Raw genomic sequence first — 19703 nt, 5'->3', positions numbered from 1 at the left:
GGGCTGTACACTCCGGCGCATGAACGAATTGAGTCGCGCGCAGATTCGCGACCTCATGGCGCAGGTGGTGCGCAACCAGGGCCGGGTGCTGCCCGACGACGACTCCACCGACCTGCGGGAGATCGGCTTCCGGTCGCTGGACTTCTCGGAGCTGGCCCTGCGGGTCGAGGACGCCACCGGCGAGGAGCTGAACTTCGACGCCCCCGGCCTGCGCCGGATCGCCACCGTCGGCGACGTCCTCGACTTCCTCGCCGAACTCCAGCGGCAGTGACCGTCGCGACCTCGCCGGCCGGGCTGGACAACCGGGTCGTCGTCGCCGGGGTGGCCCGGAGCTGGCGGGACCTGCCCGCCCCGGTGCTGCCGTCGCCCGGGGTGGTCCTCGCCGCCGGGGCCGCCGACGCGCTCGCCGTCGCCCGGCGGCACGCCGTCGACGGCACCGAACTGCTGCTCGCCGCCCCCACCCGGGTCGACGCGACGATGCGCGACGAGCTGCGCGCCGCCGGGTTCGCCGTCACCGTGCTCACCGCCGGGGTGCCGTGGACCGTGCCGCCGGCCGTCTCCCGGGCACCGGAGGCGGGTCGGCTCTGGCTGCTCACCTCCGGGTCGACCGGGCGACCCAAGCGGGTCGGGCACAGCCTCGACTCGTTGACCACCGTACGGTCGGCGCAGCCGGAACGGACCTGGCTGTGCCCGTACGCCCCCGGCAGCTACGCCTGGTGGCAGGTGGTCACCCTGTCGCTGACCCAGCCCGGTCAGCACCTGGTGGTGGTCGACCCCGAGGAGTTGGACGACTGGCCGGCGATCGCCGCCGCGCACGGCGTCGACGCCGTCTCCGGCACCCCCACCTTCTGGCGGCGCACCCTGCACCGCGACCCGCAGGCGCTGGCCCGGGTGCCGCTGCGCCAGCTCACCCTCGGCGGCGAACCGGTCGACCAGGCCGTCCTGGACCGGCTGCGGGAGCTCTTCCCGGCCGCCCGGATCTCCTGGATCTACGCCTCCTCCGAGGTCGGCGCGTCGATCGTGGTGCACGACGGGCGGGCCGGGTTCCCGGTCGGCTGGCTCGACCGGGTCACCCCGGGCCGTCCCACCCTCTCCCTGCGCGACGACGAACTGGTGATCACCTCCCCGCACCACGGGGTCGGCCTCGCCGGGCCGGTCCGCACCGGTGACCGGGCCCAGGTGGTCGACGACCGGGTGGTGATCACCGGCCGGCTGGACTCCGACGAGATCAACGTCGGCGGCAGCAAGGTCTCCGCCGGGCTGGTCCGCGCCGTGCTCACCGCCCACCCCGGGGTCGCCTGGGCGCGGGTCACCGGCCGCCGCGCGCCGGTACTCGGCCGGATGGTGGTCGCCGAGGTCGTCCCCACCACCGCGTCGGGCGACGCCGGGCAGCCGGACGAGGGCACGCTGGTGCGCTGGTGCGCCGACCGGCTCCCCGAGTACGCGGTGCCCCGCCGCATCCGCCTGCTGACCGAGATCCCCGTCAAGGAGACCCTGAAGAGCGATGTCTGACTCCCCACCCGTTCCCGCCAGCACCGTGGTCCTCGTCTCCGGGGGGTCCCGGGGGCTGGGCCTGGCCATCGTCACCGACCTGCTCGACGCCGGGCTCACCGTGGCCGCGTTCGCCCGTACCGTCACCCCCGAGCTGGAGAAGCTGGCCGACGCGCACCCCGACCGGGTGCACGTCGGCGCGGTGGACGTCACCGACCTCGCGGCGGCCCAGCGGTTCCTCCGCGAGGTCGAGGCACGGTTCGGTCCGGTCGATGGCCTGGTCAACAACGCCGCCGTCGGGCAGGACTCGATGCACACGCACACCGCCACCGCCGACATCGCCCGGATCGTCGAGACCAACCTGACCGCGCCGTTGCAGCTCACCCGCCTGGTGACCCGGCGGATGCTCGGCCAGGGGCGGCGCGGACGCATCGTCAACGTCACCTCGATCTGCGCCCAGCGCGGCTTCCCCGGTCTGGTCGCGTACTCGGCCACCAAGGGCGGCATGGACGCGGCGACCCGCTCGCTGGCCCGCGAGCTGGGCGGGCGGATGCTGGTCAACGCCGTCGCGCCGGGCTTCTTCGCCTCAGAGATGTCCGCCGTGCTGGGCAGCACCCAGCTCGACCAGATCGTCCGTCGCACCCCCACCGGTCACCTGACCGAACCGGCCGAGGTGGTCCCGGTGGTGCGGATGTTGCTGTGCGCGCACACCAACATCAACGGCCAGGTGATCGTGGTCGACGGTGCCGCCTCGATCTGATCTCGCGGCCGGGTCGGGGGGCCTGCGGGTGGCCGGGCCGCCGCTGGCCGACCCGGCACGGCCGGCCGGGGACACCGGGCTGCGGCCGGTGCCCGCGCTGCTCGGTGCCGCCGAACGGCACCTGCGCGTCGGCACCCCCGACGAGCTGCGGTACGCGGTGACCCGCAGCCACCTCGACGACGGGCGTTGCGTCGGCTGGTACGGGCCGGCCGCCCCCGGCTGGCGGGTGGCGATCGACGCCGAACGGGCCACCGCCGAGGTCCCGCCCGCGTTGGCCGCGCGCTTCGGCCCGGCCGACTTCTGGGCCCGCTGGACCCGGGCGGAGAGCCTGTGCAAGCTGGCCGAGGTGCCGGTGGCCGCCTGGTGGCGGCGGCACGGGCTGGCCGTACCCCCGCACACCCGCGCGGTCTGGCGCACCCTGCGCCTGGCCGACCTGGTGGTCACTGTCGCCTTCGCCCCCTGAACCCGCCCCGCCCCGCCCCGCGCGGTGGCGCGGGGCGGGCCGCGCGGTGTCAGACGAGGTCCCAGCTCAGCGGGGTGCCCCGGGCAACGTCGGTGGTGAAGGTGCGGCCGAGGACCCGGTCGATCTCCACCGGGGGCAGGCCGCCGGCCGGGCGGATCGAGCGGACGTTCGCGGCGGTCACCTCGTCGCCGGCCCGGACGTCGGCCACCACGAACAGGGAACGGCGGAACCGCAGCCCCTCCCGCTCGGCCGGGGTCGGCCCGACGGCGGTGCCGCCGAGCGCCGCGTGCGCCCGCGCCGACTCCACCACGAGGGCGGCCAGCTCGTCGGGGTGCAGTGAGAAGTCGGAGTCCACCCCGCCGTCGCCCCGGTCGAGGGTGACGTGCTTCTCGATGAAGCAGGCGCCCAGCGCCACCGAGGCGACCGGCACCCCGATGCCGGGGGTGTGGTCGGACAGGCCGACCGGCACCCCGAACGCGTCGGCCAGCACCGGAATCCGGCGCAGGTTGCTGTCGGCCGGCGGGGCCGGGTAGGCGGCGGTGCAGGCCAACAGCACGATGCCGCCGGCCCCGCCGTCGCGGGCGGTGCGCACCGCGGCGTCGATCTCGGCGAGCGTGGCCATGCCGGTGGAGATGACCAGCGGCTTGCCGGTGCCCGCGACCAGCCGGATCAGCGGCAGGTCGACCAGCTCCGATGAGGCGATCTTGTACGCCGGGACGTCCAGCCCCTCCAGCAGCTCCACCGCCGACGGGTCGAACGGGGACGAGAACACGGTCAGCCCCCGCTCCCGGGCCCGTTCGAAGATCGGCCCGTGCCACTCGTACGGGGTGTGGGCCCGCTCGTAGAGCCGGTAGAGGTTCTGCCCGCCCCACAGTTCGTGCCCGCCGGAGATCCGGAACGCCGGGGTGTCCACGTCGATGGTGATCGTGTCCGGCCGGTACGTCTGCAACTTCAGCGCGTGCGCCCCGCTGGCCGCCACCGCGTCCACGATCGCCAGCGCCCGGCCCAGGTCACCGTTGTGGTTGCCGGACATCTCCGCCACCACGAACGGCTGCTCCCCGGCCCCCACCAGGTGCGGCCCGATCTTCACTGTCGTCATCCCCAGACCCCTGTTCCCTGTGCTCGTTGCTCGTACCCCGGCCGCCGCCCCCGACGGCGGGCCGGCCGGTCACCGGCTGCCGCGACCCGCCAGCGCGTCGCGGTCGGCGGGGCGGCCGTGGGTCGGCCCGACGGCCGGCGGCACCGGTTGCGGCGCGGCGGCCGGACGGCGCAGCCACCCCGCCAGCCGGTGCGCCTGACGCAGCACCGCGTACGGGAGGTAGGCGTCCCGGCCGACCAGCCGGTGCTTGAGCCCGGCCACCCCGCCCGGCCGGGGGTAACCGCCCGGCGGCAGGTGCCGGCGGTAGTGCGCGGCGACCCGGCGGAAGAACTCCCGACGCAGGTGCGGGTGCAGTCGACCGTCGTTGCCGACCACCACCAGCATGTGGTTGACCATCAGGGTGAACAGCTCACCGCGCAGCCGCTCGTCCGGATACCTTCGGGCGACCCAGTCGAACAGCCTGTCGTACTGGTCGAAGGCGTCGAAGTGCCGACCGCTGCGGGTGGAGGTGATCGCGCCCTGCCGGCCCTGCCGGTAGAGGTAGCAGACCCGGTCCAGCACGGAGATCCGCTCCGCGCCGATGAGCAGCGGGTTGCTGAACGGGATGTCCTCGTACCAGCCGGGGTGGAAGCGCAGCTCCAGCGCGTGCAGGTAGGCCCGGCGGACCACCTTGTTCCACGCGGTGTGCTGCACCCGCAGCAGCCCGGGACGGTCGGCCAGCCGGACCACCCCGGGGATGCCGCGCAGCAGGTGACTGCTCGCGTCCACCTCACGGTGGCCGTCGTCGCGTACCCGCAGGTGGTCGAGCATCAGCACGTCGGGGCGGTGCGCCCGGAGCCGGTCCAGCACCGCCGGGACGGTGCCCGGCGGCAGCCAGTCGTCGCTGTCGACGAACCAGACGTACGCGCCGGTCGCCACGTCCAGGCCGGCGTTGCGGGCCGGACCCAACCCGACGTTGCGGGTCAGGTGCACCACGCGTACGCCCGGATGCTCGGCCGCGTACGCGCGCAGCAGCTCCCCGCACCGGTCCGGTGAGGCGTCGTCGACGGCGACGATCTCGACCGCGCCCGCCGCGTCGGCCGGCACGTCCGTGCGCACCGAGTCGAGGCACTGGTGCAGGTACGCCTCCACCCCGTGGACGGGGACGACGACGCTGAGCAGCGGGGTGGGCGCGGGCTGGTTGACCACCCCGCCACCCTGGTGCACGGGTATGGACGGCCACGGAACGTGACGTATCCGGTGGAGATGGAGCTGCTGAACAGCGGCCGAGCGGCAGGTTAACGACCCATGATCCGCCGTACCGGTGCCGGGACCGCGCGTCGCACCCGGGCCCGTAGCCGCTGCTCACGCAGTTCCCGCACGTCGTCGCCGAGCGCCGCGTTGCGGTCGCGCAGCCACTGGATGCGGGCCAGCAGCTCCCCGGGCGAACTGGCCGAGGCGGGCCGGACCGCCGGCGGGAACACCGTCTCGCGGACCTGCGCGTCGAAGCGGGCCGCGCTGTCGCCGTCGTCGAACGCGTTGCCCAGGTCGTGCCGGGCGAGGAAGGCGCGCATCACCTCGTAGCGGGCCCGGTGCCCGGTGTTCAGGCCGGTGTAGTCGGCCTCGGCGTAGAGCTGGGCGGCGTCCACGTCGGCCGGCACGTCCGGCATCAGCCGGTGCGGGATGTCGAAGTAGCGGGCCAGTTCCAGGGTGCGCGAGTCGTGCGCGAACAGGTAGCCGGGGGTGCCGGCGACCAGCGCGGTGATGGTGCCGTGGATGCGGGTGCCGAAGGCGAAGTCGAAACCGGCGAGGTAGTCCATCCAGGTCCACGGGTCGAGGAACATCCGCACCTTGTCCTCGGTGAACAGCGGATGCGAGGTGTGCACCGGGATGGCGCTGGTCTTGCCCCGGTCCTGCGGCGCGTCGCCGTAGAGCAGGGTGCCCAACGTCTTGAGGTCCTGCGGGAGGTAGCGCAGGTTGGGGTAGCGGGCCTGGTGCGAGGCGATGATCTTCGCCATCGACTTGACGTACGGGGAGACGGTCAGCGCCACCCGGGCGTCGGTGCTCAGGGCCGGCCCGGACTTCTCCACCCGGAGCTGGTCGCCGTGCAGGAACATCGACGGGCAGCCGATCACGTCGACGGCGGAGAAGCCCAGCGTGTTCAGGTACTGCGCGGTGATCTCCCCGCGTACGCCGATACTCGGCCCCCGCTCCAGCGCCGCCCGGACGAACCGGCTGACCACGTCGTCGATCGGACGCAGGTACTCCCGGTCGCCGTGGATGTCGGTCTGCACGCCGACCCCGAACACCACCACCGGGATGCGCAGCCGCTCGACCAGCTTCGTCATCAGCTCGATGCGGTGGGCGTAGCTGCGCCGGAAGGCGTTGGCCAGCGGGATGACGTACACGTCGTACTGCTCGTTGATCCGGTCGGCGTCGCGCAGGTCGACCTTGAACTCGGTCGACGTGATCCGCGCGGTGGAGGTGCGCAGCAGCTTGTGGGCGGCGTGACTGAAGACCAGGTTGCCGTTGTTCTCCCCGATCCAGTTCCCCTCGTAGGCCTCCTCCGGGCCGCGTACGTCGAACGGGTCCTTCTTCGCCCGCATCAGGATCCGCTGGTGCACCACTTCGCTCCGTTCCTCGTTGCCGGGAGCCTCCGACGGGCTGCCGACCTGACCCACGGGTGCGCCGACACCGACAGGTCCCGCGATGTTAGGGCAGTGGAGGGATTTCGTACACCTTCCGCACATCCGCACCACCCCGGTCCGTCGCCGGGGAGGGGGCCTGCCGGTAGGGTGCCCCGGGTGACCAGCGTGCCCACCACCGCGTCCCCGGCGCTGAACCGGCTCCCGTCGCTGACCGGGCTGCGGTGGATCGCCGCCATGCTGGTCTTCGGCTACCACGTCGGCACCATGCGGATCGTCACCCAGCCCGACGCCAAGGCGGTGGTCGACTGGCTGTTCACCCTGGGCCTGTCCGGGGTGCAGTTCTTCTTCATCCTCAGTGGCTTCGTGCTGGTCTGGTCGGCCCGCGACGGCGACCGGCGGCGGGACTTCTGGCGTCGCCGGCTCGCCAAGATCTATCCCAACCACGTGCTGACCTGGGCGGCGGCGCTGCTGGTGATGTGGTGGTTCGCCGACCCGGTGGTGCCCCGCGCCGCCCTGGAGAACCTCTTCCTCGTCCAGGCGTGGGACCCCACCCCCGGCTACTTCTACAGCATCAACAACGTGAGCTGGTCGCTGTCCTGCGAGCTGTTCTTCTACCTCTGCCTGCCGCTGGTGCTGCCGGCGATCCGGCGGGCCCACTCCGGCGTGCTGTGGGCCGTGGTGGTGGCGGTGCCGCTGGTGATCCTGGCGCTCTGGCCCGGCCAGCAACTGCTGCCCGAGGGCAGCAACTGGTGGTTCACCCAGGTCTTCCCGCTGGTCCGCTCCACCGAGTTCTGGCTGGGCGTCGCCGCCGCCGAACTGCTGCGCCGTGGTCACTGGCGGGGCCCCGGGCTGCCCCTGGCCAGCCTGCTGTTCGTGGCCGTCTGGGTGGTGGCGCACTGGATCCCGGCCGAGATGTGGGCGGCGCTGCTGTCGGTGGGGTACATCCTGGTCATCCCGGCGGCGGCCCGCGCGGACGTGCAGGGCCGCTGGTCACCGTGGCGGCACCGCACCCTGATCTGGCTCGGTGAGGTGTCGTTCGCCTTCTACCTGGTGCACGTGCTGGTGATGATGACCGTGCTGCGGCTCACCGGGCACTGGGGCGTCGGGCTGCCCGGCTGGTCGGGGCCGCTGGCCGTGCTCGGCTTCCTGGTGGCGAACCTGGCGCTGGCCGCCGCGCTGCACCGCTTCGTCGAGACGCCGATGATGCGCCGCCTCGCCCCCCGCCGCCGCAAGCCGGCCACCACCTCCGCTCCCGGCACCGCCGCCGTTGACGGCGTTGCCGCCTCCGACACCCCGGCTGCTCCCGGCGCTGCCCGCGCTCGCGGCGACGGCGTCGTGCCGACGCCGAGAGGGGCCGGTGACGGGCCGCGCGACGGCCGTCCCATCGAGTACGCCGGGCCGCGCGACCCGCGCTGACCCGCCGGCCCGGCCCGGTTCCCCTCCGGTCCCGCCGCCGGCGAGGGCGGGCCGCGGTCGGGACACCGCCCTGTTCCGGCACCGCGATGGCGGGGTCGGACCACGTCCTTCCGGTGCCCCCTGCTCCGGCCGGGCGTCGGCGCGGACGTGTTCCGTCGGCCGCGACGCGTCGCCCCATCATGGACACCAACCGGCTCTGCGGGCCCAGGCCCCGGGTGACCTGCTCCTCCGCCTGCTCGGCGCGGCGACACGCCCGGCGGTGCTGCGGGTCGGTGACCCCTTCGGTAGCGTGGCCACGTGTTCCCGGTCGCGCTCACCAGTCCCCTGTGGTGGGTCGCGCGCGGGATGTCCCGGCTGCTCGCCGGCCTCGCCGTCGCACTCGCGTTCGCCGCCGCCGGCCCCGCACCGGCCGGCCCAGCACTGTTCGACCCGGTCCCGGGCACCCTGTCGGCCGACGCGTCGCACTCCTTCCCCGCCGCCGTCGCCCTCGACACCCCGTTCGGTCGGGGCGACGGCCTCCGCTCCGCCGACCGGGCAACCGAGCGGGTCGACGTGCTGGCGTCCGAGCGGGTCGACGCCGGCGTGACCGCCGCACCGGCCGGTCCGGCACGGGAGCTGCCGGCCGCCACCCTGGTGACACCGGGCGGTCGGGTGCCCGCCGCCGCCGGGCCCCGGGCACCCCCGGCGGGCTGAACCCGCCCCGGCGGGGGCCACCCGCCCGCCACCACCACGACCTCGTCCCCGTACCGCCCCGGGCGGGCGTTGCCCGCAACGGTCCCGCCCCGGTACGGCCCCGATCCGCCACATCCGCCCGCGAGGTGTCGACCCGTGAACACCGTGCTCTCCCAGTTCCTGATCGGGGTGCCGACCGCCACCGCGATCTGGTCCCTGCTGCTCGTCCTCGCGCTGACCGGCCTCGCCGTCCTGGTCGCCCGTCCCGAGCGGGAGCAGACGACCGACGTGACCCCTGTCGTGCCGTCGCCGGACGCCCCACCCCCGGTCGCCGACCTGCGGCGCTACGCCGACGAGGTGGCCGTCGCCGCCGCCGGGGCCGCCCAGACCGCCCGCCGTCACCGGACCGCCTGGCTGGCCGCCCAGGACACCCTGGAACGGGCCTGGCAGGCGTACGACGAGGCCGAGACGACCGCCCGCCGGTTCGTCGGCGCGGGGGCGCTGCCGAGCCCGCGTACCCCCCGGACACCCGCCGAGTACGCGGGTCGGGAGCGGTGGCTGCACCAGGAGGCGGTGGCGGCGCACTGGCGGGGCGAGTTGTCGGTGGAGCGGCTGCGGGACGTCTTCGCGCACCGCGACGGCTGGGACCCGCGCCGGCACCCCGTCGAGCACGAGGTGATGCTGGCCCGGGCGGTCCGGGAGGACCGGCGTGCGGCGTACCGGGCGGCGGCCTGGCGGGAAAGCGTCGCGTGGCGGGACGCCGAGCTGGCCGCCGAGGCCGCCCGCTCCCTGGCCGCCGAGGCGTACGCGGCGACGCAGCGGGTGCGGCCGGGCCGGGTCCCGCTGCCCCGTACCGCGACGTCGGCGGCGACCCGCCTCACGCAGGCCGCCCGCTGGCACCCGGCCCGGGTCGGCTGACCACCCCGGGACCGCCGCTCCCGGGCCGGACCAGGCCCGGCCCGGGATGATCGACACAATGACGCGCAGATGGCGGTGTCCGCGCCGCGTTGACCCCGCGACTTCGGCCCCGTTGCGAATGCCGTGCCCCCGCCCCGGCGGTCCCGTTGCGGGCGGTGGTCCTGCCCGGGGCCGCGCGGGCCGGGAGACCGGGGGTCCCGGGGGCCGAATCGTTATCCAGGGCGGTGTGGGTGCGGTCACGGTCCGGCGGAACCGGACAGCCCGTCACACCCGGTCACATCGACTCCGCTGATCATCGGAGGTTGCGGGTCGGCTGTCCGGTCACTGCCCTGCCGAGCCCTGACGGCCATTCGTCCCGGCCCGCACCCCCGCTGCCCGAGTGCCCCGCAAAGAAGCCGACCCGACGATGTTTGCGCAGCTCACAGGGCTTGGCGGGAGCGAAGGGTGACCAGTAGTGTCGCTGCGGTCCGGTGCGGTTTCCGATCGCAGGAGGCGACGCCGTGCCGACCCGCTCAATCGTGCATGTCACGAACCGGGGACCCACACGCACCACCTGGGGTGAATCTCCGGGCCACGGCCCGGGGTAGGGCGATCTTCCCGCCCGAATCCGTCAGCTAACCCGGTCGGCGGCAGCGGAAGGAGTTTCATCCTCGTGCAGCATGACCCCACCCCCTCGGTGGTTCCTCCACCTCGGCACCGGGGTGCCGCCGGACCGTCGCGCCTGACGCGCTGACCCGGCCGTCCACCCCGCCGCCCGACCCCGGTCGGGCGACCCGCCGACCCGTCCGGCTCCCGTCGGGCGGTCCCTGCCGAACGAGCGGCGCAACACCCGATCCGCGCGTGGCGTACCCGCCACGTGCCGGTCCGGCGTGCCCGGCCGCCTCGCCCCGTGGAGGAACACCCCGTGAAGCACCACATGAAGCGTCAGCTCCGCCGATTGGGCGCCCAGCGCCCGTACCGGATGGTCGTCGGCTCGGCGGCGGTCCTCGTCCTGGCCGCCGGTGGCACCGCCCTGGCCGCCGGGGTCGATGACGCCCCGACCGACCAGCAACGCGCCACCGCCGTGGCCGAGACCACCCCCCGCCTCGACGACGTCGCCAGCCGCGCCCAGGCCCGGGTCGCCGTCCCCGCCCCGGCCAGCCCGTCGGCCACCCCCTCGACCAGCCCGTCGGCGAGCCCCACCCCGGCGCCGCGCGTCACCCGGGCGAAGGCCCGCGCCACCGCCGACCCGGATCTGACCCGCAAGGCGGCCCCGAAGCCCCCGTCGTCGAAGGTCCTGCGCTACGACTACCAGGCCCAGATCACCTACTACTACTGCGGCCCGGCCGCGGTGCGCAACGCGCTCAGCGCGGCCGGCATCGAACGCGGCCAGGACGACCTCGCCGCCCAGCTGGGCACCACCGAGATGGGCACCAACTCGGCCGAGGACACCACCCGGGTGCTCAACGCCGTGGTCAAGGGCGACCCGTACCGGACCCGGATGTTCGCCGGCACCCCGAGCGACGCGCAGATCGAGCGGCTGCGGGCCGACGTGGTCGCGGCGGTCACCGACAAGCGGGCCGTGGTCGCGAACGTGGCCGGGGACGCCACCGACCTCGACGGCGGCTGGCACTCCTTCCCCGGCGGCCACTACGTCGCCGCCGTGGGCTACCGGGACAACGGCCGTACCGTGCGGATCGCCGACTCGGCCGACCCGTCGCTGCCGGCCTACTGGGTCAGCGTGACCACCCTGGCGAACTGGATCGCCACCCGGGGCTACTCCGCCTGACCGAGCCACCCCCCACCCGCCCCGGCCGCCCGCGGCCGGGGCGGTGCTCGTCATGGGGCCGATGTAGCGGTGTCAGCGGATCCGGATACCGCAACATCGGCCCGATGGCGGGCGGCCCCCGGTCAGATCCGGGGGGAGAGGGGAGCGGCGGGGGCACGGGGGGCCGGCGGGGCCCAGCCCGGCTCCAACTCCCGGCGGGCGGCGTCGAGGAAACCGTCGGCGTACGCGTCGGCGGGGAAGTCGCCCAGGTAGCGGCGCCGGGTGTCCCAGCGGGCCGCCGCCAACGGGTCGGTGTCCAGCAGGCCGGTCAGCACCTCGTCGAGGTTGGCCATGTCCCGGCGCAGCACGTAACCGGAGCGGGCCAGCGGGAACCGGTCCAGGAACTCGTCGCCGTCGACGCCCAGGTCGGTCACCGCGTACGGCTTGCCGGAGTAGAGGTAGTCGGAGATGACCCCGGAGACGTCGGAGACCAGCGCGTCGGAGCGGTTGACGCACTCGGTCAGGCTCAGCTCACGGCTGGCCGCCGCCCCCCACAGGTGCTGCCGGCCGGTACGGGTCCGGTCGGCGGCGAGCAGCTCGGTGAGCCGGGCCAGCTGCCGGGCCGAGGCCGGGTTCTGCCCGGTGTACGGGTGGGCCCGCAGGATCACCGTGGCGCCCCGGTCGAGCAGCCGGCGCAGCAGCGGCTCGGCCACCGGCAGCGAGCAGTAGTTGGCGTCGGCGTGGTGGCCGGTCCAGGTGGGGGTGTAGAGCACGGTCGGGGCGGTCAGCGGGCGGGCCTCCCGGCGTACCTCGATGGCTTCGACCTGCGGCCGGCCGACCACGACGAACTTCTCGGCGGGGATCTCCACGCCGGCCCGCGCGTACCGCTCGATCGCCGCCGGACCGGCTACGAAGATCTTGTCGAAGATGGCCGAGACCGGGTTGGCGCTGGGGGCCTTGTCGCTGTCGCCGTGGTGCAGCTGCACGTGGGTGAGCTGGGTGAACCGGATGCAGTGGCTGTTCTTCGCCCCGTGGTTGACGTAGAACGCCACCCGCAGGCTGGGCACCAGCGCCTCGTCCATGGCCTTGAGGGTGGGGCAGTAGACCACCGGGGCGCTCGTCGCGGCGGCGATCGTGGGCAGGAACTCCGGCTCCCGCAGCAGCACCAGGAACGGCCGGCCGAGCCGCTCCAGGTAGGGCAGCCACATGGTGACCTGGTATTCCGAGCCGGGCGGGGCGGAGAAGTAGAGCAGGAACTCCGGCTGGTGGGCGCGCAGCGCCCGGGTCACCGGGCCGCCCCCGCCCGACGGCCGGAACCGCCGCTGGGCCAGGTCCAGGCCGACCGCACCGCAGCCGGCCGCGACCACCAGCACGACGACCAGCGCCAGCACGGCAGGCAGGGCGAACGCGGCGGCCACCGCCACCACGGCGAGCAGCCCCAGCAGTACGCCGCCGAGCCGGGCGGCGACCAGCGGGGTCCACGCCCGCACCGGCAGGTTCGCCGCCCGGATCTCCAGGTTGCCGGCGTCGCGCAGCGGCCCCACCAGCAGCACCAAGCCCAGCAGCAGCAGCGCGGTGAGCGCCAGCACCGGGTCGAACCCGTCGTCGAGCCGGCGGGCGTAGCCGACCAGGATGCCGGCGGCCAGCAGCACCGTCTCGGCGACGATGTCGGCGTCGGGGCGCACCCGACGTTCGTAGCCGGCGGCGGCCAGCGCGGCCACCGCCAGGGCCAGGCCCCAACCGGTGGCCCCGGTGAACGCCACCACCAGGAAGGCGACCACGGCCAGGCCGGTGGTCAGGCACCGTGCGATCAGTTTCCTGACCAGGTCACCACGCATGTCGTACCGTCTCCGGGGGTCGGGTCAGCCGGCGTCGACGCCGCTGGGCAGCCGGTCCTGCTCGGCCGGGGTCGGCTGGGCCGGCACCGGGGCAGCCTCGCCGGGGGCCCGCCGGACGTCGATCACCTGACCGGTGAGGTCGGAGATCAGCACGTCGAGCGAGGACTGGGCGACCGTCTCGGCGGCCAGCAGGGTGTGCTCCGGCTCCTCACCGAACGCCTTGGTACGCATCGGGGTGGCGGTGCGCTCCGGGTTGATGCAGTTGACCCGGACGCCGTACTCGGCCCACTCGTCGGACAGCGCCTGGGTCAGGTTGACCAGCGCCGCCTTGGTCGAGGAGTAGAGCGCGTACTGGGCCCGGCCCCGGGTGTACGAGCTGGACGTGTAGAGCAGCAGCTGACCCTTGGTCTGCTGCAGGTACGGCAGGGACTGCCGGGCGGCGATCACCGGCCCGACGAAGTTGACCTGGAGCACCCGGTCCATGGTCTCCTCGTCCATCTCGGCCAGCGCGCCCTTCTCCAGGATGCCGGCGGTGACCACCACGTGGTCGATCCGGCCGGTGGCCTCGAACGCGGTCTTCAGCGCGGCCTCGACGTCGCCGGTCTGCTCGACGTGGGTGCCGGTGCTGGAGCGGCTGAACGGGAAGACCTGCGCGCCGTACCCCCGGGCCAGCTCGGCCAGGTCGTGCCCGATGCCGTAGCTGCCGCCGAAGATGACGATCGTCCGGCCGGCCAGCTCCTCGGTGTAGCTGCGGTGCGACAGCCGGGGGGCCTGGGCGGCGGCGAGCTGGAACAGCTTGTCGGCGAGGTGCACGTCGACCGGGTGGGTGACCTTGATGTTCTCGTCCGACCCGTCGATCACCTTGATCGGGGTGCCGGGCAGGTAGCGCAGCACCACGCCGCAGTCGTCGGTGGCGGCGAAGTCCGGGTCGCCCTCGGCCCGCCGGTACGCCTCGCGGATGGTGCCCGAGCGGAACGCCTGCGGGGTCTGCCCCCGGCGCAGCCGGGACCGGACCGGGATGTCGGTGATGCACTCGTCCTCGTCGACCTGGATGATCGTGTCGGCCGAGGGGATCGCCACGTCGACGGCGGTGTAGCTCCACAGCGCGTTCACGCACTCGCGGACGATCCGGGCGCTGACCAGCGGGCGGACCGCGTCGTGGAAGAGGATGTTGACGTCACCGTCACCGACCGCGTCCAGCGCGATCCGGGTGGTGGCGTTGCGGGTGTCGCCGCCCTCGATGACCTTGCTGACCTTGCGGAAGCCGGCCTTGTCGACGATCTGCTGCGCCTCGGCGACGTGCCCGGTGGCCATCAGCACGATGATCTCGTCGATCTCCGGGGCGGCCTCGAAGACGGCCAGGGTGTGCTCGATGATCGGCTTGCCGGCGATCTTCAGCAACTGCTTCGGGATGCCCAGGCCCAGCCGGGTCCCGGTGCCTCCGGCCAGCACCACCGCCACCGTCCGCGAGGGCCGCCACGGTGCCGGGGTCTCCGGTGTGGCGTCCGGGCCAGTGGTGTGGTCCTGCGTCATTGCCGATCCTCACTCTCGGGGGATGTCTGCACGCGTCCCGGGGGTCACCCTGAACGGAAGATTGCGCCAGCGTGGCGACGGGATGAACCTTAACGCGCGGACCGCGCCGCCCCAACGGGACGACGCGGTCCGCCGGACGTCGGATCGATGTGGCACGCGCGCCCGGAATACTACTTGCCGTTGGCGAATGCCTCGTACGCCCGGATCACCTCGTCGGTGGGCCCGTCCATCCGGATCAGCCCCGACTCCAACCAGATCGTCCGTTCGCAGGTGTCCCGCACCGAGGAGAGCTGGTGGCTGACCAGGAAGACCGTGCCGGCCCCCTCGCGCAGTTCCCGCACCCGCTGCTCGCTGCGCTTGCGGAAGCCCTTGTCGCCGGTGGCGAGCGCCTCGTCGATCAGCAGCACGTCGTGCTTCTTGGCCGCGGCGATGGAGAACCGCAGCCGGGCCGCCATGCCCGAGGAGTACGTCCGCATCGGCAGGCTGGCGAAGTCACCGCGCTGGTTGATCCCGGAGAACTCGATGATCTCCGGGGTCATCCGGGCCACGTCGTCGGGCTGCATGCCCATCGCCAGGCAGCCCAGCGTGACGTTGCGCTCACCCGACAGGTCGTTGAGCAGGGCGGCGTTCACCCCGAGCAGGGAGGGCTGGCCCTGGGTGTAGACCGCGCCCCGGTTGACCGGGAGCAGCCCGGCGATGGTGCGCAGCAGGGTCGACTTGCCGGAGCCGTTGCTGCCGATCAGGCCGATCGCCTCACCCCGGTAGGCGGTGAACGACACCCCCTTGACCGCGTGCACCTCCTGGATGTTGGGCGCGGAGGAGCGCTTGACCAGCCGGCGTAGCGCGGCCACCGGTGTGCTCCCGCCCCCGGCGCCCTTGTGCACCCGGTAGATCACGTGCGCGTCGTCGACCACCACGGTGGGGATGCGGTCGACGATCCGGGGCAGGGTCACGGTGACGTCGTTGGACGTCTCGTACCGGTCATCCACGGCCGTACTCCTGTTCGCCGCGCCAGAAGTAGACGTACCCGGCGATGCCGCCCAGCACCGCCCAGCCGACCGCCACCAGCCAGAGTTGGGTCACCGACTCGTTGAGCAGCGGCGCCTGCTCCAGCAGGGCGTACCGGGCCAGCTCGATGTAGACCAGGATCGGGTTGAACTGGATGATCGTCGCGGCCCACTCGGGCAGCCGGTCGAAGAGCTTGACGCTGTAGAGCACGCCGGAGCCGTACATCCAGGTGCGCAGGATGAACGGCATGACCTGCTTGAGGTCGCTGGCCTTGGAGCCCATCCGGGCGACCACCATCACGATCCCGGCGTTGAACAGCGCCTGCAGCAGCAGCGCCGGCGGCAGCATCAGCCAGGCCAGGGTGATCGGCTCGCCGGTCACCAGGACGATGCCGACCAGCACGATCATCGAGGCCAGCAGCTGCTGGAACTGGGTGAGCGTGGCGGCCAGCGGCAGGCAGGCCCGGGGGAAGTGCAGCGCCCGGATCAGCCCGAGGTTGCCGCTGATCGACTGGGTGCCGGCCAGCACCGCGCTCTGGGTGAAGTTGAAGATGAACAACCCGGTGGTCAGGTACGCGATGAAGTTCGGGATGGTGTTCTGTCCGAGCACCACGCCGAAGATCAGGTAGTAGACGGCGGCGTTGGTCAGCGGGGTGAGCACCTGCCAGATCTGGCCCAGCTTGGCGTTGCTGTACGAAGCGACCAGTTTGGCGTTGGCGTACGCGGCGGTGAAGTGCCGGTAGGCCCACAGTCTGCGGCTGTACTCGGTCAGGGAGGGGCGCTCGCCGGCGACCCGTAGTCCGTGCCGAGCGGCCAGCTGCGCCTGGGTCAGGCCCGTTTCGGGGTCGACCAGCGCGGTGGTGGCCATGGGAAGGGCGCTCCGATCTTTCGTACCAACGGGATGCGCGCGACGATGGGGATCCCTGGGTCGGCGCGGTGCCGGGGCAGCCTCGTCGCTGCGTGGACGGTAGTCCAAAACACGTCGGGACGCAACCGTACCGTCGTTGCGCTACATTGGCCCCCGTGACAGGTGCGAAGAGTCCCCGATGACCAGCGACAAGAGGCGTCCGCCGGCCGGTGCCGCAGTGCTGCGGGGCGACATCACCAGAGCCATCCGCCGTGCCCTGATGCAGGAACTCGCCGCGGTCGGATACGGGCGGCTCTCCATCGAGGCGGTGGCCCGCCGGGCCGGGGTGAGCAAGACCGCGATCTACCGCCGGTGGAACTCGAAACTCGACCTGGTGATCGAGACCGTGGTGGCCGCCGCCGGCAACAAACTGCCGGCGCTGGACACCGGCAGCCTACGCGGCGACCTGACGCTGCTGTTCCAGGTGATCGCCCACGCGCTCAGCCACCCGCTGGCCTCGCAGATCATCCCCGACCTGCTCGCCGAGGCGGCCCGCAACCCGACCATCGACGCCACCCTCCAGCAGCTCCTGCGGGCCAAGCAGCAGGAGATCGGCGGCCGGTTGATCGGGCTGGCGGTGCAGCGCGGCGAACTGCCCGCCGACACCGACGCCGACGCGGCCGTCGACCTGATCGTCGGCCCGCTGTACTGGCGGCTGGCGATCGCGCGGACCCCGCTCACCCCGAGCTACCTGGACCTGCTGGTGGAGTCGGTGGCGGCCGGGCTGACCGCGAACGGCACGGTGCCCCGCCAGCGGGAGCCTTCGGTAGGGTGAGAGACCGTGTTCAGCGGCCGTGCGCCGTCGAAACTGACCTGAGGGAGCGCCGGTCGGGCTCTCCCCGCCCATCCGGGAACCTCCCGTGCCGACACCAGGGTGGCCGCCCGGTCCGAGCACGGAACGACGAGAAGGACGGCTCGTGACGGAAGTCGAAGTCGCTGTCGGGGCACCTGCGCCAGCCGATCGAGGACGGGGGCCCACGTCCGGAACGGGTTTCCTGCGGCGGGTGAACGTCTCGGTGTCGGCCGCCCCCGTCGTCCTCACCGATGCCGCCGTGGTCGGCTTCGCCCTGTGGACGCTGCTCTACCACCTCAACCTCGTGCTGGGTCTCCGCCCCTCCGTCGTGTTCGTCGCCTGGGTGCTCACCCTGCCGGTTGCGGCCTACGTGGGCTGGCGGGTCGGTCGCCGCCGCCGCGACCGGCGGCTCGCGGGTGAGGTGGGGACGGCCGGACCGGCCCCGGCGTCACCTGTGGAAACCGGCCGGGCGGCATCGCTGCGTCGCTATGCGCTGCCGATCGGCGCCGGAATCGGTGCGGCGCTGTTCGCCGCGCTCGGCAGCGGGTCGCTGAGTTGGTGGCTGGCCGTGATCCTCGGATCGGTGGCGGTCATCTCCGCCTGGGTGTCGTCGCGGCGGTCCACCGAGTCCGGCGACCCGGCCCCGACCGGTACGACGCCGGCACAGGCGTACGTGGTGATGCTCGCCGCCCTGGCTGCGGCGGTGTTCTCGACGTTCATCGCCCGGGTCTCCCTCGACGACGTCTTCTACGTCGGCAAGTCGGTCTGGGTGGCCGAACGTGACCAGATCCCCTACCGGGACTTCCTGTTCACCGAAGGTGTCCTCCCGGCGGGCTCGGCGAACCCTCCGGTCCCGTCCTTCGAGGTGTTCATCGGGGCGCTGGCCCGGGTCCTGCACGTGCATGCGGCATCGACCACCTGGTACATCGTGCTTCCGCTGCTGGCGGTCTTCGCGGTCCTGGCCCTGTGGCGGCTGGTGCAGCGCTGGGCGCCGCGCCGGCCGTTGCTGGTCTTCGGCGTGGCGTTGACCTACATCGTGCTGGTGGCCGGATACCCGGACGCGCTGAACACCTATCACCTGCCCCGGTTGACGCAGGGCAAGAGCGTCTTCGTCCATGCGCTCATTCCGCTCGCCTGGGTGTACCTCACCGACTTCCTCGAAACCCGCTCACGGCGGGCGCTGGTGTTGCTGGGCCTGCTGTCGGTCGCCGCCGTCGGGCTGACCACCACGGCGGTCATCCTGTTGCCCCTGCTGGCGGTGGCCGCGGTGTCGATGCTCGTCCTCACGCGGAGGTGGCGTGACGCGGCGCTGTGCTTCGCCGCCGCGTCGACGTACCCCCTCCTGGTGGGCGTCGGTGCGAGATTCGCCAGCGGCGGTCTCGACGAGGCGGTCGCGACCTACATCGAGCTGCGGCCGCTCCGCACGATCTACGAGCTCACCCTGTGGTTGGGGATCCTCGGCGTGATCGCCGGCATCGCCATGTGGTGCGGGCCGGTCCTGCTCCGTCGTGGTGTTCCACGGGTCCTGGTCGCCGGGGCGGCCCTGACCGTGACGCTCCTGCTCATCCCGGGGGTGGCGGCCACAGCAGGCGGCCTGACCGGGCTGACGGCGGTGCTGTGGCGCATCCCGTGGATCGTGCCGGTTCCGGCGCTCGTGGGCATGCTGGCAGTGCTCCGCCCACCCCGGTGGGGCGTGCTGAACCGGGTGCTCGCCGTTGCTCTTCCCGCGGTCCTCGTCCTGGTCTTCGCGGTGTACGGATCACCCATGTGGACGGCGAACGTCGTCCAGGCCGAGCCCAGTTGGCGGATGCCCGAGACCCGCAAGAACGTGGCCTTCTGGATCACCCGGCTCGACCGACCCCCGGGTCTGGTGCTCGCCCCCACGCCGGTCATGCGTGCGCTGCCGCAGGTCACCACGCGGGTTCGGGTGGTGATGGCGCGTGACCTCTACCTCACCGACTACGACATGGAGAGCCAGTTCTCGCAGGACCGGCTGCTGCTCGGCAGGTTCGCCGACGGCACCGAGGCGGTGCCGGTGTCCGATGTGAAGGCGGCGATGGGCCGGGTCGGTGTCAGCGTGGTGTGTGTGTGGAAGAACAACCGGGCGGTCGCCGATGCGGCACCGGCGCTGGGCTTCGAGCGGTTCGCCTCCAGGAAATCCCCCGGCGGCATGTACTGCTACCGCAGCAAGGAGCCGGTCACACCGGTCAGCGGTCCCTGATTCCCTGGCACGAGGACCGACACCGGAGCGTCGCCGCCGGGCGATTTGGTCGGAATGCCAAGGGATACCCGGGCGGTACCCACTCGTTCCTTCGCGTTAAGGTCGCAGTCACGTCGGCGCGGCGGGGCCGTCAAGGTGGCTGTCTGCGCCGACCCGGTGCGAGCACCCTGGGCGACGTGTCCGCCTCGACGTCCAGGACCCGGCCCCCGCC

The 19703-nt window shown here is 73.2% G+C and carries 17 protein-coding genes and 1 riboswitch; of the genes, 10 read left to right on the top strand and 7 right to left on the bottom strand.

Going from position 1 to position 19703, the window contains the following annotated elements; genetic code table 11:
• Positions 1–19: 19 nt before the first annotated feature.
• Genes ACN265_RS21590 through ACN265_RS21575 form a run of 4 tightly spaced genes read left to right on the top strand, consistent with a single transcriptional unit; the run spans position 20 to position 2714 of the window.
• Positions 20–271: an acyl carrier protein gene (locus ACN265_RS21590; RefSeq protein ID WP_169733084.1), complete on the top strand. Its 252-nt coding sequence runs from the start codon at positions 20–22 to the stop codon at positions 269–271.
• A complete protein-coding gene (locus ACN265_RS21585) occupies positions 268–1512 on the top strand; it encodes an AMP-binding protein (RefSeq protein ID WP_421409160.1) in 1245 nt (414 codons plus the stop codon). The genes ACN265_RS21590 and ACN265_RS21585 overlap by 4 nt, the downstream gene beginning before the upstream one ends.
• The gene (locus ACN265_RS21580) at positions 1505–2251 is read left to right on the top strand and encodes an SDR family NAD(P)-dependent oxidoreductase (protein ID WP_377683879.1); all 747 of its coding nucleotides are present in this window, start codon (positions 1505–1507) and stop codon (positions 2249–2251) included. The genes ACN265_RS21585 and ACN265_RS21580 overlap by 8 nt, the downstream gene beginning before the upstream one ends.
• Positions 2235–2714 carry a hypothetical protein gene (locus ACN265_RS21575; RefSeq protein ID WP_363656556.1) on the top strand — a complete coding sequence of 160 codons (480 nt, stop codon included), beginning with the start codon at positions 2235–2237 and terminating at the stop codon, positions 2712–2714. The genes ACN265_RS21580 and ACN265_RS21575 overlap by 17 nt, the downstream gene beginning before the upstream one ends.
• 49 nt (positions 2715–2763) lie before the next feature.
• Here ACN265_RS21575 and pseI read toward each other — a convergent pair whose 3' ends face one another.
• The 3 genes from pseI to ACN265_RS21560 form a co-directional block, all read right to left on the bottom strand.
• Positions 2764–3813 carry a pseudaminic acid synthase gene (gene pseI / locus ACN265_RS21570; RefSeq protein WP_420117992.1) on the bottom strand — a complete coding sequence of 350 codons (1050 nt, stop codon included), beginning with the start codon at positions 3811–3813 and terminating at the stop codon, positions 2764–2766.
• Between the two features lie 69 nt (positions 3814–3882).
• Positions 3883–5001, bottom strand: a complete 1119-nt coding sequence (locus ACN265_RS21565) for a glycosyltransferase family 2 protein (RefSeq protein WP_421409157.1) — start codon at positions 4999–5001, stop codon at positions 3883–3885.
• 89 nt (positions 5002–5090) lie between these two features.
• The gene (locus ACN265_RS21560) at positions 5091–6416 is read right to left on the bottom strand and encodes a polysaccharide pyruvyl transferase family protein (protein WP_421409156.1); all 1326 of its coding nucleotides are present in this window, start codon (positions 6414–6416) and stop codon (positions 5091–5093) included.
• A 180-nt stretch (positions 6417–6596) separates the two neighbouring features.
• Between ACN265_RS21560 and ACN265_RS21555 the strand changes: the two genes are divergently transcribed.
• The 4 genes from ACN265_RS21555 to ACN265_RS21540 all read left to right on the top strand — a co-directional run bounded on the left by ACN265_RS21555 (position 6597) and on the right by ACN265_RS21540 (position 11214).
• The gene (locus ACN265_RS21555) at positions 6597–7856 is read left to right on the top strand and encodes an acyltransferase family protein (protein ID WP_421409154.1); all 1260 of its coding nucleotides are present in this window, start codon (positions 6597–6599) and stop codon (positions 7854–7856) included.
• 297 nt (positions 7857–8153) lie between these two features.
• Entirely contained in the window at positions 8154–8549 is a 396-nt protein-coding gene (locus ACN265_RS21550) for a hypothetical protein (protein WP_421409152.1), read from the top strand.
• A gap of 135 nt (positions 8550–8684) precedes the next feature.
• Positions 8685–9446 (top strand): hypothetical protein, encoded by a 762-nt coding sequence (locus ACN265_RS21545; RefSeq protein WP_421409150.1) that lies wholly within the window; start codon positions 8685–8687, stop codon positions 9444–9446.
• A gap of 499 nt (positions 9447–9945) precedes the next feature.
• Positions 9946–10090: riboswitch (cyclic di-AMP (ydaO/yuaA leader) on the top strand.
• A 272-nt stretch (positions 10091–10362) separates the two neighbouring features.
• Positions 10363–11214, top strand: coding sequence for a C39 family peptidase (locus tag ACN265_RS21540; RefSeq protein WP_421411571.1), 852 nt, complete (start codon positions 10363–10365; stop codon positions 11212–11214).
• A 122-nt stretch (positions 11215–11336) separates the two neighbouring features.
• Here the strand turns inward: ACN265_RS21540 and ACN265_RS21535 are convergent, their stop codons facing one another.
• The 4 genes from ACN265_RS21535 to ACN265_RS21520 all read right to left on the bottom strand — a co-directional run bounded on the left by ACN265_RS21535 (position 11337) and on the right by ACN265_RS21520 (position 16439).
• A complete protein-coding gene (locus tag ACN265_RS21535; RefSeq protein WP_421409148.1) occupies positions 11337–13031 on the bottom strand; it encodes a CDP-glycerol glycerophosphotransferase family protein in 1695 nt (564 codons plus the stop codon).
• Positions 13032–13055: 24 nt separating this feature from the next.
• Entirely contained in the window at positions 13056–14564 is a 1509-nt protein-coding gene (locus ACN265_RS21530; RefSeq protein ID WP_420117999.1) for a D-ribitol-5-phosphate cytidylyltransferase, read from the bottom strand.
• 170 nt (positions 14565–14734) lie between these two features.
• A complete protein-coding gene (locus ACN265_RS21525; protein WP_204927981.1) occupies positions 14735–15553 on the bottom strand; it encodes an ABC transporter ATP-binding protein in 819 nt (272 codons plus the stop codon).
• Complete coding sequence (locus ACN265_RS21520) at positions 15546–16439, bottom strand: ABC transporter permease (RefSeq protein ID WP_421409147.1); 894 nt, start codon at positions 16437–16439, stop codon at positions 15546–15548. The genes ACN265_RS21525 and ACN265_RS21520 overlap by 8 nt, the downstream gene beginning before the upstream one ends.
• Before the next feature lie 178 nt (positions 16440–16617).
• Here ACN265_RS21520 and ACN265_RS21515 point away from each other — a divergent pair, with 178 nt between their 5' ends.
• Both ACN265_RS21515 and ACN265_RS21510 read left to right on the top strand, forming a co-directional pair.
• Positions 16618–17253, top strand: coding sequence for a TetR/AcrR family transcriptional regulator (locus ACN265_RS21515; RefSeq protein ID WP_357932920.1), 636 nt, complete (start codon positions 16618–16620; stop codon positions 17251–17253).
• Positions 17254–17482: 229 nt separating this feature from the next.
• Positions 17483–19492, top strand: a complete 2010-nt coding sequence (locus tag ACN265_RS21510; protein ID WP_421409145.1) for a DUF6077 domain-containing protein — start codon at positions 17483–17485, stop codon at positions 19490–19492.
• Positions 19493–19703: the final 211 nt, after the last annotated feature.

The sequence above is a fragment of the Micromonospora sp. WMMD730 genome, from assembly GCF_049178955.1.
Classification (GTDB): Bacteria; Actinomycetota; Actinomycetes; order Mycobacteriales; family Micromonosporaceae; genus Micromonospora; species Micromonospora wenchangensis.
Note: the sequence above shows the minus strand (reverse complement) of the source record. Positions and strands in the feature narration are given on the sequence as shown.